15 protein-coding genes are annotated in these 14,919 nt (G+C 57.7%); 12 read left to right on the top strand and 3 right to left on the bottom strand.

Annotated elements, in window-relative coordinates; genetic code table 11:
* Nucleotides 1–6 precede the first annotated feature (6 nt).
* Complete coding sequence (locus DC363_RS02535) at nucleotides 7–789, top strand: dimethylarginine dimethylaminohydrolase family protein (protein ID WP_108639572.1); 783 nt, start codon at nucleotides 7–9, stop codon at nucleotides 787–789.
* 18 nt (nucleotides 790–807) lie between these two features.
* Here DC363_RS02535 and DC363_RS02530 read toward each other — a convergent pair whose 3' ends face one another.
* Complete coding sequence (locus DC363_RS02530) at nucleotides 808–1,632, bottom strand: helix-turn-helix domain-containing protein (RefSeq protein ID WP_158270824.1); 825 nt, start codon at nucleotides 1,630–1,632, stop codon at nucleotides 808–810.
* Between the two features lie 121 nt (nucleotides 1,633–1,753).
* On the opposite strand from DC363_RS02530, the gene DC363_RS02525 reads away from it, so the two are divergent.
* The 4 genes from DC363_RS02525 (at nucleotide 1,754) to DC363_RS02510 (ending at nucleotide 5,241) form a co-directional block, all read left to right on the top strand.
* On the top strand, nucleotides 1,754–2,977 hold the full coding sequence (locus DC363_RS02525) for a cytochrome P450 (protein ID WP_108639570.1): 1,224 nt from the start codon (nucleotides 1,754–1,756) through the stop codon (nucleotides 2,975–2,977).
* 3 nt (nucleotides 2,978–2,980) lie between these two features.
* Complete coding sequence (locus DC363_RS02520; protein ID WP_108639569.1) at nucleotides 2,981–3,301, top strand: 2Fe-2S iron-sulfur cluster-binding protein; 321 nt, start codon at nucleotides 2,981–2,983, stop codon at nucleotides 3,299–3,301.
* 8 nt (nucleotides 3,302–3,309) lie between these two features.
* Complete coding sequence (locus tag DC363_RS02515) at nucleotides 3,310–4,137, top strand: 3-methyl-2-oxobutanoate hydroxymethyltransferase (protein ID WP_108639568.1); 828 nt, start codon at nucleotides 3,310–3,312, stop codon at nucleotides 4,135–4,137.
* A gap of 108 nt (nucleotides 4,138–4,245) precedes the next feature.
* On the top strand, nucleotides 4,246–5,241 hold the full coding sequence (locus DC363_RS02510) for an LLM class flavin-dependent oxidoreductase (protein WP_108639567.1): 996 nt from the start codon (nucleotides 4,246–4,248) through the stop codon (nucleotides 5,239–5,241).
* Nucleotides 5,242–5,774: 533 nt separating this feature from the next.
* On the opposite strand, the gene DC363_RS02505 is transcribed toward DC363_RS02510, so the two are convergent.
* Nucleotides 5,775–6,674 (bottom strand): LysR family transcriptional regulator, encoded by a 900-nt coding sequence (locus tag DC363_RS02505; RefSeq protein ID WP_108639566.1) that lies wholly within the window; start codon nucleotides 6,672–6,674, stop codon nucleotides 5,775–5,777.
* 121 nt (nucleotides 6,675–6,795) lie between these two features.
* On the opposite strand from DC363_RS02505, the gene DC363_RS02500 reads away from it, so the two are divergent.
* The 6 genes from DC363_RS02500 (at nucleotide 6,796) to DC363_RS02475 (ending at nucleotide 12,801) form a co-directional block, all read left to right on the top strand.
* Nucleotides 6,796–7,782, top strand: coding sequence for a hydroxyacid dehydrogenase (locus DC363_RS02500; RefSeq protein ID WP_108639565.1), 987 nt, complete (start codon nucleotides 6,796–6,798; stop codon nucleotides 7,780–7,782).
* 28 nt (nucleotides 7,783–7,810) lie between these two features.
* Nucleotides 7,811–8,491: an RraA family protein gene (locus tag DC363_RS02495; protein WP_108639564.1), complete on the top strand. Its 681-nt coding sequence runs from the start codon at nucleotides 7,811–7,813 to the stop codon at nucleotides 8,489–8,491.
* Between the two features lie 5 nt (nucleotides 8,492–8,496).
* A complete protein-coding gene (locus tag DC363_RS02490; protein WP_108639563.1) occupies nucleotides 8,497–9,696 on the top strand; it encodes an MFS transporter in 1,200 nt (399 codons plus the stop codon).
* Between the two features lie 86 nt (nucleotides 9,697–9,782).
* The gene (locus DC363_RS02485) at nucleotides 9,783–10,733 is read left to right on the top strand and encodes a tripartite tricarboxylate transporter substrate binding protein (RefSeq protein ID WP_108639562.1); all 951 of its coding nucleotides are present in this window, start codon (nucleotides 9,783–9,785) and stop codon (nucleotides 10,731–10,733) included.
* A gap of 86 nt (nucleotides 10,734–10,819) precedes the next feature.
* Nucleotides 10,820–11,281 (top strand): tripartite tricarboxylate transporter TctB family protein, encoded by a 462-nt coding sequence (locus tag DC363_RS02480; RefSeq protein WP_108639561.1) that lies wholly within the window; start codon nucleotides 10,820–10,822, stop codon nucleotides 11,279–11,281.
* 5 nt (nucleotides 11,282–11,286) lie between these two features.
* A complete protein-coding gene (locus DC363_RS02475) occupies nucleotides 11,287–12,801 on the top strand; it encodes a tripartite tricarboxylate transporter permease (protein WP_108639560.1) in 1,515 nt (504 codons plus the stop codon).
* Nucleotides 12,802–13,177: 376 nt separating this feature from the next.
* Here the strand turns inward: DC363_RS02475 and DC363_RS02470 are convergent, their stop codons facing one another.
* Complete coding sequence (locus DC363_RS02470; RefSeq protein WP_108639559.1) at nucleotides 13,178–13,477, bottom strand: hypothetical protein; 300 nt, start codon at nucleotides 13,475–13,477, stop codon at nucleotides 13,178–13,180.
* A 165-nt stretch (nucleotides 13,478–13,642) separates the two neighbouring features.
* Here DC363_RS02470 and DC363_RS02465 point away from each other — a divergent pair, with 165 nt between their 5' ends.
* The gene (locus DC363_RS02465; protein ID WP_241962901.1) at nucleotides 13,643–14,884 is read left to right on the top strand and encodes a MobA/MobL family protein; all 1,242 of its coding nucleotides are present in this window, start codon (nucleotides 13,643–13,645) and stop codon (nucleotides 14,882–14,884) included.
* The last annotated feature ends 35 nt before the right edge of the window (nucleotides 14,885–14,919 follow it).

The raw sequence follows: 14,919 nt of genomic DNA, 5'->3' as shown, positions 1-14,919 counted from the left end.
CAGCCCATGACCGAGCCAAGCTATGAGTTCACCCGCGCCATCACGCGCCGCCCCGCCGCGACGATTGCCGAAGGGTTGCGCGCCGAGGACACCGGCAATCCGAACCTCGACACCATGCTGGCCGCCCATAAGGCCTATGTCGCGGCGTTGAAAAGCACCGGGGCCGAGGTCATCGAACTGGCCCCGCTGCCCGCCTTTCCCGACGCGCAATTCGTTGAGGATACGGCGCTGTGCCTGCCGAAAGGCGCGATCCTGATGCGCCCCGGCGCGCCGTCGCGCATGGGCGAGGTGGCGGAAATGGCGCCGACCCTGCGGGCCTGCTACGACACGGTGCACGAGATCACCGGACCGGGCCATATCGAGGGGGGCGACATCCTTGTGACGGGGCGCGAGATCCTCGTGGGCCGCTCGGACCGCACCGACGGGGCGGGCGTGGAAGAGCTGGAAAAGATCACCTCGGACTGGGGCTACACCCTGCGTGAGGTGTTCACGCCCGAGGGGGTCTTGCACTTCAAGACCGATTGCTCGCTGATGGACGCCGAGACCATTCTGGCGACGCGGCGGCTGGATGCGTCGGGCTGTTTTGAGGGTTACCGCGTGCTGCACGTGCCCGAGGGGGAAGAGGCGGCGGCCAATGCGATCCGCTTCAACGGGCTGGTGCTGATGGCGGCGGGCTTTCCGCGCACCGCCGAGCTTCTGGACCGGGAGGGGTTCGAGGTGGTCGAGATCGACAACACCGATTGCGCGAAACTCGATGGCGGCATGTCCTGCCTGTCACTGCGGTTCTGACGCCCGCCGCCGCCGCGCCTAGCGAGCCACGCGTGAGCGCATTTGCGCGCGAAAGCGTGAGGGGGGCAGCAGGGCGTTCTTGGCGAACTCGCGGCTGAAATGGTGCGGGTCGGGATAGCCGCAAAGCTCTCCGATCCGCGTCACGGGCAGGGCGGTTTCGGTCAGCATCCGTTTGGCGGCGTTGATCCGCTGTTCGCGCAGCCATGTGGCCGGCGGCAGATCGAAGGCCTCACGAAAGACCGCATGAAATCGCGACAGGCTGAGCCCCGCTTGCGCGGCCATCGTTTGCGTGTCCCAGGGCTCGGCCAGATTTTCCGAGATGGCAATGGCGAGGTGATGCAAGGTGCTTTGGCTGGCCCGCTGGCTGGGGCTGTTTTCAAACCGGGCGATGACCTGCGCGACAAGGGCGCTGAGCTGGCTGTGCCGCCCGGGATGGCTTGACGAGACGCCGCGCAGAACCGCCTTGAAGGTGTCGATGGTATCCGGCCCGACCGCGGCGTGAAGCTGACCCCGTCGCGCCAGCTTGTCGTAAAGCTGGCCCAAGGCGTGACCGGCGAACGAAAACCAGAGATATGTCCACGCGTCGCTGTCAGGGGCGCAGGCGTGGCGATACTCGGCCGAGGTGTTCACCCACGACAGCGTGAGCGGTCCGGGCCGGTTGACCTGATCGCCCACCGTGACCTCTCCAACGCCATCGAGCGTGAGGATGACAGTGTGTTCCTTGAAGCGCGCCGTGACCGCCGGATCTTGCGGCGTGAACCGGCTTTGCCCGGCGGCGAGCACACCGTAGGGAAAGGGCATATCCCGCGACAGGGGGGAGTTGTAGGCAATCGTGTTGGGCATGGGGGATCGGCGCACCGGTGATTTTGTCCGATAGGAATATACAAATTGAGGGATTTGTCCATTCCATCCCCGCCGCGGGCTTTCTAGGAAGGGGCGACCTGCCACAGAATTTGGACCTGCCATGACCCGCCCCGATTTCGACCCTTTGTCCGCGCGTTTCGCCCAAGACCCCCACGCGGTCTATGCCGAGCTGCGCGCGCTGGACGCGCCCTATTATTACGAAGACGTTGACACCTGGATGTTGACCAAGGCGGCCGAGGTCGAAGCGGTCGCGCTGAACAAGACCATGGTGCGCAACCGCGACCACCTGTTGTCCGAGGCAGAGCGCAAGGCCGAGCAGCGCAAGTTGAACTGGCACGACATGCCCCATCATGAGCGCTTCGTGCAGACCAACCTGCTGGAAAGCGAGGGCGAGACCCACGCCCGGTTGCGCAAGCTGGTGTTCCGCGAATTCACCGCCGCGATGATCGCGCGGCAACGGGACACGATTCAGGCCTTTGTCGATCACCTGCTCGACGGCTTGGCGGACCGCGACACTTTTGATTTCGTGGAGGATTTCGCGGCCCACGTGCCCGGCCACATCATCGGCCGCGTGATCGGCGTGCCCGACGTCGATTGCCCGCAACTGCGCGTCTGGTCCGAGCAGGTCGTGCGGTTCTTCGATGTCGGCCGGGGCGAGGCGGACAAGCAGCTTGCCGAACAGGCGACGAAGGAATTCTATGAATACCTGCTGACGCTGGTGGCCGCCCGCCGCAAGGCCCCGCGAGAGGATCTGATGTCGCGCATGGTCGAGCACTGCGACGCCGGACGCATGTCCGAGGATGAGCTGGTCGCCACAACGATGCTGATCCTGATGGCGGGCCATGGCTCGACCATCGACGTGCTGGGCTCGGGCATGCATGCGTTGCTGCGCTTCCCCGACCAGCACCAGAAGCTGCGCGACGATCCGACGCTGATCAATCTGGCGGTGCAGGAGATGTTCCGCTTCGAATCGCCCTTGCCCTATTTCCACCGCTTCGCCACCGAGGACACCGAGGTGGCCGGGCGCATGTTCGAGGCCGGCACACGGTTCGGGTTGCTCTATGGTGCGGCGAACCGCGATCCTGCGCGCTTCGAGAAGGCCGACCAGTTCGACGTCACCCGCAGCCCGAACCGGCATCTGGCCTTCGGTGGCGGCACCCATTTCTGTCTGGGCAACCATCTGGCGCGCCTCGACATGGATGTGATTTTCACCACGTTGAACCAACGCTTCCCCCGCATCGAGCTGGTGCAGGAGCCGACCTACAAACCGGGGCTGTCCGTGCGCGGCCCGATCGCCCTTGAAATTGCCGTCCGGAGGCCCTGAGACATGACCAAGATCACCTTTATCGAAGCCGACGGCACCACCGTCGAAGCCAAGGCCGAGCCGGGCATGAGCGTCATGCAGGTCGCGGTGAACGCCGGCATCGCCGCCATTGCGGCAGAATGCGGCGGTGCCTGCGCCTGCGGCACCTGCCATTGCTACGTCGCCGACGAATGGGTTGATAAGTTGACCCCGCCCGAGGACGACGAGACCGACATGCTGGATTTCGTCATCGACCCCACCCCGAGCAGCCGCCTGAGCTGCCAGATCGCCGTGACGCCCGAGATGGATGGTCTGGTGATCAACGTCCCGTCGTCGCAAACCTGAGGCCCGCCATGAAACGGATTTACACCTACGGCCATGCGCTGGAAGAGCGGGCGCTGACCATTGCCGACATGCGCGCCAACAAGGCCGCCGGTCGCAAGATGACGCAAGTGACGGCGCAGACCGCCGCCGAGGCCGGGATCATCGCCGATCAGGGCATCGACATGATCATCACCGGCAGCGACTGGTATCCCGAGGTGCGCAAGGGCGCGCCGACCACGTTTATCACCGCCGCTCTGTTCGCCGGGCGCTACGTCACCAACGAAGAGATACTCGCCGGAGCCATCGAAGCGGCGATGCAGGGGGCCGATTGCGTGCTCACGCCGCGCAGCTTGGACGTGGTGGAAATGATCGCCAATCAGGGGATCGCGGTGCAGGGCCATGTGGGCATGGTGCCGTCCAAGTCGATCCAACTGGGCGGGATGCGCACCGTGGGCAAGACCGCCGATGAGGCGCTCGCGGTGTTGGACGATATGCGCCGGCTGGAAGATGCAGGCGCTTTCGGGTGCGAGGTGGAATGCGTGGCCGAGGACGCGCTGGCCGCGATCAGCCAGCACACATCGCTGATCACCAGCTCCATCGGGGCGGGCCCTGCGGGCGATGTGATCTTCCTGTTTCTTGAGGATATCTGCGGCGAGACCGAGAACCCGCCGCGCCACGCGCAATCCTGGGGTGACGGGGCGGCGATCCTGCGCCAGCTCGACCAGGAACGGCGCCGCGCCGTGCAGGGCTTCAAACAGGCCGTCGACAGCGGCGCCTATCCCGCCTCTGGTCACACGGTGTCGATGCGGTCTGACGAGAAGGACAAGCTGCTCGAAGCGCTGGACAAACGCGGCTGACGCGGCGGGATTGGCAGGGCGCTTCTGGACGGCTTTCATCACCCGACGGCACCGGGCCTTGGATTGGGCACCCGGGCTGACTAGGTGAAGCGTCAAGGAGCTGTCTTCATGAAAAAATTCTCACTTCTCGACCTGTCGCCCGTGCCCGAGGGCAAGACCGCAGCGGATGCGCTGGACAACACGGTGGCGCTGGCCCGTGCGGCAGAGGCCACCGGGTATCACCGGTTCTGGCTCGCCGAACATCACAACATGCCCGGCATCGCCAGTGCGGCGACGGCGGTGGTGATCGGCCATGTGGCACAGGCGACTCGGACGATGCGGATCGGGGCGGGCGGGATCATGCTGCCCAACCACGCGCCGCTGATCGTCGCGGAACAGTTCGGCACGCTGGCGACGCTTTATCCCGACCGGATCGACCTTGGGTTGGGCCGTGCGCCGGGGACCGACATGGCCACGGCCCGCGCGCTGCGCCGTCACATGGCCCCCGAGGACAGTTTTCCGCAGGACGTGCAGGAACTGATCGGCTATCTCGGGGACGCGCCCGAGGGGGCCGCGGTCCGTGCCATTCCGGGGGCCGGGACCCATGTGCCGGTCTGGATACTGGGGTCGAGCCTTTACGGCGCGCAGCTTGCGGCCTATCTCGGGTTGCCCTACGCCTTCGCGTCGCATTTCGCGCCGGATCTGCTGGGTGAGGCACTGTCGATTTACCGCTCGTCCTTCCAGCCGTCCGAGCATCTGGCACAGCCCTATGCCATGATGGCCGCCGGTGTCTGTGCCGCCGAAACGGATGCCGAAGCCGCGTATCTGCGCACGTCGCAAATGCTGGCCTTTGCCAACCTGCGCACGGGGAAGCCGGGCAAGCTGCCGCATCCGACCCGTGACCTTACCGCGCAAATCCCCGCGCCGGTTCAGGCCGCGATCCAGCACGCCCTGTCCTGTTCGGCCACCGGATCGGCCGAGACGATCAGGGGCCGGTTGGCGGAGCTGATCGAGACCTATCGGCCGGACGAGCTGATGGTCACAGGTATGATCCACGACAGCGCCGCGCGCATCCGCTCATTCAAGATCGCCGCCGACGTCCTGACGGACCTGCGCGACGGGTAGGTAAAGTGTCGGGGTGTGGAAGAGCTGGCTGGGATGGTAGGATTCTTTGTCATAATATCAATAACTTAGGGATATAAGGACATGAGTGCAACCATAGAAATTTCAAAACTGGTTTGATCTATCAGCGTGTGTCACAGGTTCACTATTGGGCATGCCATTGGAACTCACTGGCGATGGCATCAATAGGCGACACGGTGAAGGTGAGCAAACTATACCCACATGGTTCTCTCGGCGATCTGCTCGACCGCCGCTATCGGGGGAAAATCATCTGGCTAAATGAACTCCTGCCGAGAAGCTAGGCGCTGTAAGTCAATCTGTGGTGTCAGCCATGAGGTCATTTTTCGCAGATTAAATGGTGTGCAGTCTTAAATGAATACCCTCAGAGCAGGGACGTAATGATAGGGTTAAATCCGGGGATCGATGCAGCACGATCTAAGTATGACATACGGCATAGCCGCCCTCTATTGGAGGCATCGGCCAGCCCACGGGCATCTATCATCTTCGTCAAAGTAAAATTTATTTAATGATGAACCCTATGATGACTTTAGTTCAGGTGGTAGAACGCCATATTCATCTGCCATTCCCGCTAATCGCATATGCACTTCATTAAAAAACTGATCTTTGGGGGAAGATGCAGGGCGAACTATACCAACATGCCGGAATAATTGAGGATCACCGAATTGCGCAGTTGTCAGCATCGCCGGGGTGCTCCGAAGGGCAACTTGGGGCACAATCCCGACACCCAGCCCCGCGCTGACACATTCGACGATAGTTGCGACTGTATCGATTTCAGCAGTGTCCTGAGTGGTAATTCCGAGGCGCGACAGTTCGGTATCGATCATAATAGCGAGTGGCACGTTCGCATGAAACCGGATGAAGGGCATCGACTCGAGCAACTTACGGGCGGGCATGGCTGGCGTGCCAGGCGGGGCAATCACAACCAGTGGCTCTCGGATAAAGGGCGTCCACCTCAGAGACTTGGGAATTCCGACATGCTCGGCCACAACTGCGATATCCAACTTACCAGCCAAGACGTCACTAATCAACGTGTTGGACATGCCAACTCGCAGCCTTACCAGCAACTCAGGATAAGTATTGCGTAGTGATACAATAGCAGCCGGCAGCATCCCAATTGCGCTGGTTCGAACCGACCCAATCGTCAGGGTTCCGGTAGGATGTTTGCCCTCGATCGCGCTCTGCGTGTCCTGCAAGAGCCGCAGAATTTTTTTCGCAGAAGTTACCAGCTGCTGCCCTTGGAGGTTTAAAGTCGGTGGACGCTTGTCGCGGTTAAATAACGGAACACCCACTTCCGTTTCTAATGCCAGTATTTGTTGGCTGACAGCAGAGGGAGTGATGTGCACAACTTCTGCTGCACGGGCGAAAGTGCCATGCTCAGCAATAGCCACCAAAGTTTTAAGTTGCCGACTATCCATCCCTTACTCCAGAATAGCTTAACATGATGACGAATTATATTCGCTTTTATGAAACAAGTCTACACATTATCCATGGGGTGCGGCCATAGTGGCTGCCATGACATGAGAGGGGAGTGGTGTGATGTCCAATGTGCGAAAGATTCTCGTAAGCGGCCCCGACATCGCAACGAGCGCCGTGCATCTTGCTGAAGAGGCTGGCTATGAGCTCATCTATACGCCGGCTTACGCGGATGCCGCTACGTTGGTAGAGTTGGTGCGCAGGCATGATCCGGTTGGAATCGTTTCACGCGCTGGCACGCTGGGCGCATTGCCTATAGCGGCTGGGCGCTCACTGCAGGTTATCTCTAAGCACGGCGCAGGAGTAGACAACATTGACGTCCAGGCTGCGACGAGAAGCGGAGTGCAAGTAATTCGTGCAACAGGGTCCAATGCGGTATCTGTCGCTGAACACGCTGTAACGTTGGCCATGGTTGCTGTTAAGCGCCTGCGGTCGCTAGATATCACGCTCCGTCAGGGGAAGTGGGAAAAGATGGGCTTTGTCGGGCGCGAGCTCGCTGGTATGCGTGTCGGCCTTGTCGGTGCTGGTGCAATTGCGCAGTCGGCGGCGCAGCTATTCCGCGGTTTGGGGCTTTCAGTTGCTGCCTATGATCCCTTCGCTGATGCGTCCGTATTTAAGGCATCAAAAATGGACAAATTTGCTGATTTAGAGTCTATGTTGCAGAAGTCGGACATCATTAGTCTTCATTGCCCGTTGACGCCTGATACCAGAAATCTCTTGAACGATCGAACCATCGCAATGCTGCCGAGAGGGAGTTACATCATAAATACTGCACGTGGCGGACTTGTCGATGAATTGGCGCTCCTGAAAGCAATCGACGATGGTCAGATCGCAGGGGCGGGGCTGGATGTGTTCGAAACCGAACCACTTGAAAACGACCATCCATTATTCGCTGCTAGTGAACTGATCGTGACGCCCCATATCGGTGCCTCGACAGCTGAAGCCATGGAGCGCGTAGGCAAAGACGCTGTGCAAGGGATTATCGACCTCGTTGAAGAACGTGCGATTGCAGCGGATCGAATTGTGAACAAAATCGACCAACACGTTTAACAAAAGCGTCGAAAAAGGAATTTAGGCCATGACTATTGGAAACCGTATCCTGCTCGCCCAACACAGGGCCAGCCAGGACATGATTGAAGCGTTTAGAGCTTTGCCGGTCGCAAACGTTAGCGACTGCATGGCGCGTGTTTTTGCAGCTGGGCCAGAGCTCCGACCGATGCACAGAAGTGGCACCTTAGCGGGGTCGGCGCTGACCGTGCGAAGCAGGCCGGGGGATAACCTCTTCTTGCACAAAGCCATCGATATGGCAGAACCAGGAGACGTAATCGTCGTGGATGCTGGCGGAGATCTTACCAATTCATTGATGGGGGAATTAATGCTCGCGCATGCGATAAGGCGTGGCATAGCGGGTTTTGTTTTGAATGGCTCGATCCGAGATATAGATGAAATTTATAACGAGAATCTACCAGTCTATGCAGCCGGAGTGACTCACCGCGGGCCTTATAAAAACGGACCCGGCGAGATTAATGTAACTATCTCGGTCGGCGGTATGGTAGTTTCGCCAGGCGATCTGGTCCTTGGGGACAATGATGGTGTGCTTTCTGTTCCATATAACGAGATGGATAGCGTGCTCGAGGCAGCACGAGAGAAAAAGGCTCGCGAAGAAAAGCAGATGGCTGCGATCTTGAATGGAACCATAGATCGTAGCTGGGTTGATGCCGCCCTGCGAGAAAGCGGCTGCGAGTTTCCCGATAGTTAACATTTATGCTTACGGCACTGCGAGACAAGAACCTGTGTCTTTATCTGGCGGGAAACCTGCTGTCTATCACGGGCACTTGGGCGCAGCGAGTTGCGGTCTTCTGGATAGCGTGGGATCTAACAGCTTCGACGACTATTCTAGGGGTTCTTGCCGCCCTTGATCTTGCTCCTGCGCTAATTGCTTCGCCTGTCGCTGGTGTATTAGCTGATCGCCGCCCGTTAGGCTCGTTAATAATTATTATACAAGTCTTCTCAGCTTTGCCACCTATCATTCTAGCGGGGTTTACACTCGCCGATCAGGTGACCGTTCCACTTCTTCTGGCCGTAACCGCTTTCACGGGACTGCTAAGCGGATTCGACCACCCGCTGAGATTGCTACTCGTCGGTAGCGTTGCTGACCGGAGCAAACTTTCCAGTGCAATCACTCTCAACTCACTTGCTTTCAACATAGGCCGGATGATTGGGCCTGCCATCGGAGGTCTGATGATCTCAATGGGTTGGTTCGTCCTTATTCTCAGCTTGAACGCGGCATCATTTTTCTTGTTCTCACTTATTTTAGGGCAGTTGCGAATTGCGGGTAGCCATGAAGCGTCATTCTCCAGAGCGAGCGATCAAGGGTTGAGAGGTTGGGCGTCTGTATTCCAGAGTATACCACCAATCGACCGGTGGTTATTTACCTATTTCCTTTTCTTGGGGATTTGTGTTCGCCCCATCTTTGAGCTCTTACCGTCCTTTGCCAGCAGGTTCGCATCAAACGCTGTAACAGAGACGCATGTCTACTCCTCTCTGACCTCTGCCCAGGGATTTGGCGCAATGCTTGGGGTCTTGATGACATCGTTTCTAATAAGAATAGCCCCCCGTCGTCAGGTTTCTAGCACGGCTGGTCTTGCGGCTACGTTGGCCGTATTTGCATTCCTTTTCGGCACGGTCACCATCGCGATTGGGGCGCTAGCCGTATTGTCTGGCGCAATATTAACCAATGGTATCTCAACTCAGATCATGCTTCAGACCAACTTACCGCGTGAGGTTCAAGGCAGAGCTCTTGCATTTTATACGATGACACTTCGTGGCGCTCCCGCCCTTGGTGCCGTTAGTTTTGGCGTGTTCGCAGGGGCTGTGGCGCAGGAGGTTCTGTTCTCCGTAGCGGCGCTTGTCATGTTCGGATCTGGATTGCGGCTACAGACGGAAGTGCTCCGTTTAGGTTAAGGGTTGCTTTTCTTAATATCTACAAATTTGCTCTGTTGATTAGCGCAGCTTCGGTTATGGTCGATGGGCAAATAGGAGGAGAAGTTATGAATATTTTCAGAACAGCTATGTTCGCTAGTGCGGCGGCTTTAGTAGCTTCGGCTGCTCTGGCCGAGTATCCAGAACGCGACATCGAGTTGCTAGTAGGGTTCTCTGCCGGTGGTGGAACTGACGTGATGGCGCGCACGTTGGAGCCGTTTCTAGAGAAATATATTGGTGACGGAGCCAACGTAGTAATTAAAAACATCCCTGGCGCAAGCGGCCAGATCGCCGTGACTCAGGTCGCGGAGGCGGAGCCAGACGGATACACAATCGGCACTTACAACCTGCCGGGCGTGATGGCTCGCACGCTCGACCGTGAAGCAGACTATACTGCGGATAGCTTCACCTACCTCGCCAACGTGGTAAATGACCCAAATGTTATCGTCACTCCGCAATCGAGCTCGATCACAAGCATGGCGCAGCTGATCGAAGAGGCTGAGGCCGATCCGGGCGCGATCACTATGGGCATCTCAGGCTTGGGGGGCGATGATCATTTCATGTTCATCGCGCTAGAAGACGCTACCGCCACCGACTTTACGCTCGTCCCGTTTGGTAGCTCTGCTCCAACTCGCACGGCTATCATGGGTGGGCATGTGGCGGCCGGAATTCTAAACGTGTCCGAGATCGCTGGGTTTGAGGAGTCCATTCGCGTGCTCGCGATCGCCTCGGAGGAAAGCTCTGAATACGCACCAGACGTGCCAACCCTTAAATCCGAAGGCATTGACGTTGTGAATGGTTCTCTGCGCGGCTTTGTGGCGCCAGAAGGTCTTTCAGAGGAAGTGGAGCAAAAGCTGATGGATGCATTCCGTCAAACTTTTGATGATCCGGAGTTTCAACAGGCGATGCGCGATACTTCAAACCCAACTAGGCTGTCCTTGGGTGAGGACTTCCGCATGCTGAATAACGCACAACTCGAGTTTGCGAAGCGTGTTTGGGAAACGTCTCCCTGGAAATAAACGATTGGCCCGCTGCCACGTCGTGGCGGGCCGGCCTCGACCGCATCAGTAACTGAAGAGTTACCTGCTACATCAAGGGAAGAAACATGGGAAACAAGGGATGGAGCAGCAGGCTCTGGTTTGAAATCGGGTTTGCAGTGTCTATCATTGCAGGCAGCCTTGCACTCTTGGGGAACGCAATAAGCTTACCGACCATGTCGGCGTTGCTGCCAGTTACAATGCTGGTATGTCTCATCATCTTAGCGGCGACTCTTATCGCTACTCAATACCTGCGTCGTGAAAGCCTGCCAGAAGATCTGGAAATCGGTCAACCATGGAGAGTCTTGGGCGCATTTGCTGCGCTTATGCTCTACGTTCTAGCAGTGCAGTATATCGGTTTCTATACGTCAACGATTATGATGATCCCTATCGTCGCTTGGTCCTTCGGCTACCGAAGCTTGCGAGGTTTGGCACTCGCAACCGCGATTTTTATAGGCGGGATTTACTTAATCTTCTCGATATTCATGGGGCAGCGGTTTCCCGAAGAACTCTTAATGAGCTGGGGGTAAACCGTATGTATGGCAATCTTATAGACGCTCTGCCGAACGTCCTGACCTTTAGTAATTTTGCAGCGGTTGTCTTTGGTGTGCTTTCAGGGATCATTGTTGGTGCACTTCCAGGATTGAGTGCAACTATGGCAATTTCCGTATTGATACCGTTCACATTCGCCTTTGAGCCGCTGGTCGCTCTGGGGCTCATGGCTGGGATTTACAACGGGGCTATGTATGGAGGGGCTATTCCTGCAGTTCTGCTTCGCATTCCAGGCACGCCCGCTGCGGTTGCAACGAGTTTTGACGGCTATCCAATGGCACAGCAGGGGCGTGGTGGATATGCCCTACAAGTAGCTGTGGTTTCGTCCTCCATTGGTGGGATAGCCAGCGCCTTAGCGTTGATGCTACTCGCCCCTCCGCTTGCACGGCTCACACTTCTTTTCGGCCCGTCCGAAATCTTTTGGATCGCCGTCTTCGCGATGACGAGCGTCGTGTTTCTACTAGGTGGAAATCCGATTAAAGGTTTAATTTCAGCAGCGTTTGGCATCGTCGTATCATTGTGTGGCTCGGATATCATAACAGGCTATGATAGGTTCACGTTCGGTCACTTGGAGCTACTAGATGGTATTAATATTGTAGTGCTACTTGTCGGTCTCTATGCGTTGCCTCCAGTGATTGACTTGCTACAGAAGTCAAGTAGCCCCGATGCTTCTAAAGCTAGTGAACTGAACGCTGGTAGTTTTTGGGCTAACCTACCAGGGATGCGCAGGTTCGCCAAAACTTGGGCGCGAAGCTCTGTTATTGGAATCCTTGTTGGCATCCTACCGGGGGCGGGCGGCTCTATGGCTGCGTTCCTCAGCTATAACGAGGCACGGCGCGACTCCACGAACCCTAAAGATTGGGGCAAGGGGGAGCCAGAGGGTGTCGCTGCAGCCGAGACCGCAAATAATGCTGATACTGCGTCAGCATTAATTCCGGCGCTCACTTTGGGAATCCCTGGCACCGCTGTAGCTGCTATTATGTTGGGCGGGTTATTGGTCCATGGGTTGCAACCTGGTCCAATGCTGTTCCGTGAGAACCCGGACATCGTTTTCGGCTTCATGTGGCAATTCCTATTCGGAGCAATGCTCCTGATTTTTCTCGGAGGTTCGTTGGCGACTAACAACTTTGCAAGGGTCTTGTTGCTACCCCGACCACTCCTCGGATCGATCATCATCGCGCTTATGCTGATCGGCGTTTATTCGATCCACGGACGAATGTTCGACGTTTACCTGATGTTGGGCTTTGGTCTGGTCGGCTTCGCTATGGATAAGCTCGACTACCCGCTTCCGCCAGTCGTTCTCGGCGTGATTCTGGGCGCTTTCGCCGAGCAGAACTTGCGTCTTGCGCTGCGCATTGGACGGGGAGATTGGTCCATCCTCTGGACAAACACTGCTAGCGTCGTTCTCATTTTGCTCACAGGAGCGGTAGTAGTTGGACCCCTTGTAATGCGGACTATTCGAAAGTGGCGACGAACAAAGAACATTCAGGGGGAATAAACTGTAACCGGTGTTTTTCCCCCACCTGTCGCGGCACTTCGGTAGCCTGTGATTTAATCAGTGGAAGATGTTGTGGAGGGGGTTTCTCCATGGGCGGTATACTCGGGGTTTTCACTCGACGGCGAGCCGCTCGACTGAAACGTAAACGGCATGACGTGGTTAATGCGCGGATTTTGGCAAAGGCATCGCGCCCAGTTGCGACCGTTGCTGGCGCCACACGGCGGCAAGGGTTGAAGGTAGCCCAGCTGTCGTCGTGGCTGTCTCCTGTTTGAAAGGACAATCTGGTGTTGACAGCCCCGAGGAGGAAGTCGAATTCGCGGCATCGGTGGTCGCGTTTCCCTTCTCGGAAGCGGTTCAAGACGTTAGTGTGTGCATTTCATGCACCTTCCTCTGACGAAGTCGCATCAAGGGCCAGGCCCAAAAATTCTCGATCGCTGTCCCGACTGACTTGGTGATGCAGCGCCGCCATCATGCGATCGGCTTTGCCAGATTCCTCGGCTTGTTGTTGCTCGGATTTACCTGCGGTTTTTCGCCACTGCGATATGATTTTTAAGGCCGCTGCACCGTAAATTATCTTCCGTCGTGTTTCATTGCGTCGCTCCTGCTTGCGAGCCATCGCTCTCAGGTCATTCAGCTTGGCTTGGGTCTGTTGAATACGAGTATCCAAATTTTTCATCGGGCATTCCTTTCGTTGATTCGAACAGGAAGTGGGTGCGTCGATCGGGGTCCGCTCCTAAAAAATACCACGTCGGCTGCCAGCCTCGTCTGCCGTAGGCAAGCGCGCAGTTACGCAAACTGAAGTTTGCCTGCGCGCCTGGCCGGCGGGGCTGAAGGAGCGGATGTGAGGTTCGGGCCCGATATCCCTTGTATGATACATCCAGCAAGTCGACTTGAGGTCGTCGTTCATTCCCGAGCCGATGGTCGAAGCGCCGTCAAATCCGCCGCTTACTGCGCCCGCGCGTCCTACCGGGACGAGCGGCTGGGCAAGCGATTTCGAGCGGGCAAGAGAGGCGGGCTCCTATCCCATGAATTGATCAATTGGGACGGCGACGCGGCCACGCTTTGGAACCGTGCCGAGAAGGCTGAAACCCGCAGCAACGCGCGGGTCATCAGAGAGCTTCGCCCCAGCCTGCCTGCCGAGCTACCGCTCGACGAACAGGTGAGGCTCGTTCGTGGGTTTAGCCTTTGGCTCCGAGATACGTATGGCGTTGTTGTGCAAGCCGACCTTCATGCGCCAAGGTTTCACGATCTGAAACGTGAGCAGCTTCATCAGGCGGGAAAGCTTGAGATGTCTTCTGAAGCCTACATCGAATGCCTTTTCGATGCCGAGCAGAGCAATCGCAATTTCCACGCTCACATCCTGATGACGACCCGAAAGGTATGCTCGGACACTGGTTCGTTCGGCGTTAAGACACGAGTGCTTGATGACGTGAAGACAGGTCCGAATGAATTCCTTCGGATGCGACAAGAGTGGGAGAAACGAACCAATGCATCATTAGAGCGCATAGGATCAGCTGCTCGGGTCGATCTGCGATCCTATAAGGACATGGCTGCCGCAGGGGATGCGCCAGAGGGGCTGATCGCCCAGGATCATCTTGGGCCCCGCCGCGCTGCTCGATCTCGGCGGCTCGAAGAGCAGGGGGGCGATGACAGTGCCGCTGGGCTGTGCAGAAAGGCCAACAAGATGCGGAATGGGATGATCTGGGAGTCTTGGCTTCAACTGCGGGCCTTGGAGCGGGAGAAGTCTCGTGACGCCGCAAAGGTCGTGGCACGCGAGCGGGAAGTCGCGCGCAAAAAAGAAGCCGACGCGCAACGGCGCCGGCTTCAAGATGTTCAAACGGGCGAGGAGGCAGAAGCGGTTCTTGCACAAGCAAGCCAGTTTGACAGCATTAAGACCGGGTCCGTTCTTGCTGAGGCGATTTCCTGGGCCTCACGGAAGACTGACGCGCCGCCTTCTGAGCAGGACGATGAGTTTTCGGAAGAGGTCGATCTGGAGTCTTTCGAGCCGCCTCCGGGGCCACCGGCGCCGGAGCCGGTTTTGCAGATGCAGATCGTTCGTGTGCGCGGTCCGCGTTCTCGCTAACGTGTTCTTCCTCTTCTGCGGCAGAAAATCCGTCG

This window comes from Thalassorhabdomicrobium marinisediminis (assembly GCF_003072065.1).
GTDB lineage: Bacteria > Pseudomonadota > Alphaproteobacteria > Rhodobacterales > Rhodobacteraceae > Octadecabacter > Octadecabacter marinisediminis.
Note: the sequence above shows the minus strand (reverse complement) of the source record. Positions and strands in the feature narration are given on the sequence as shown.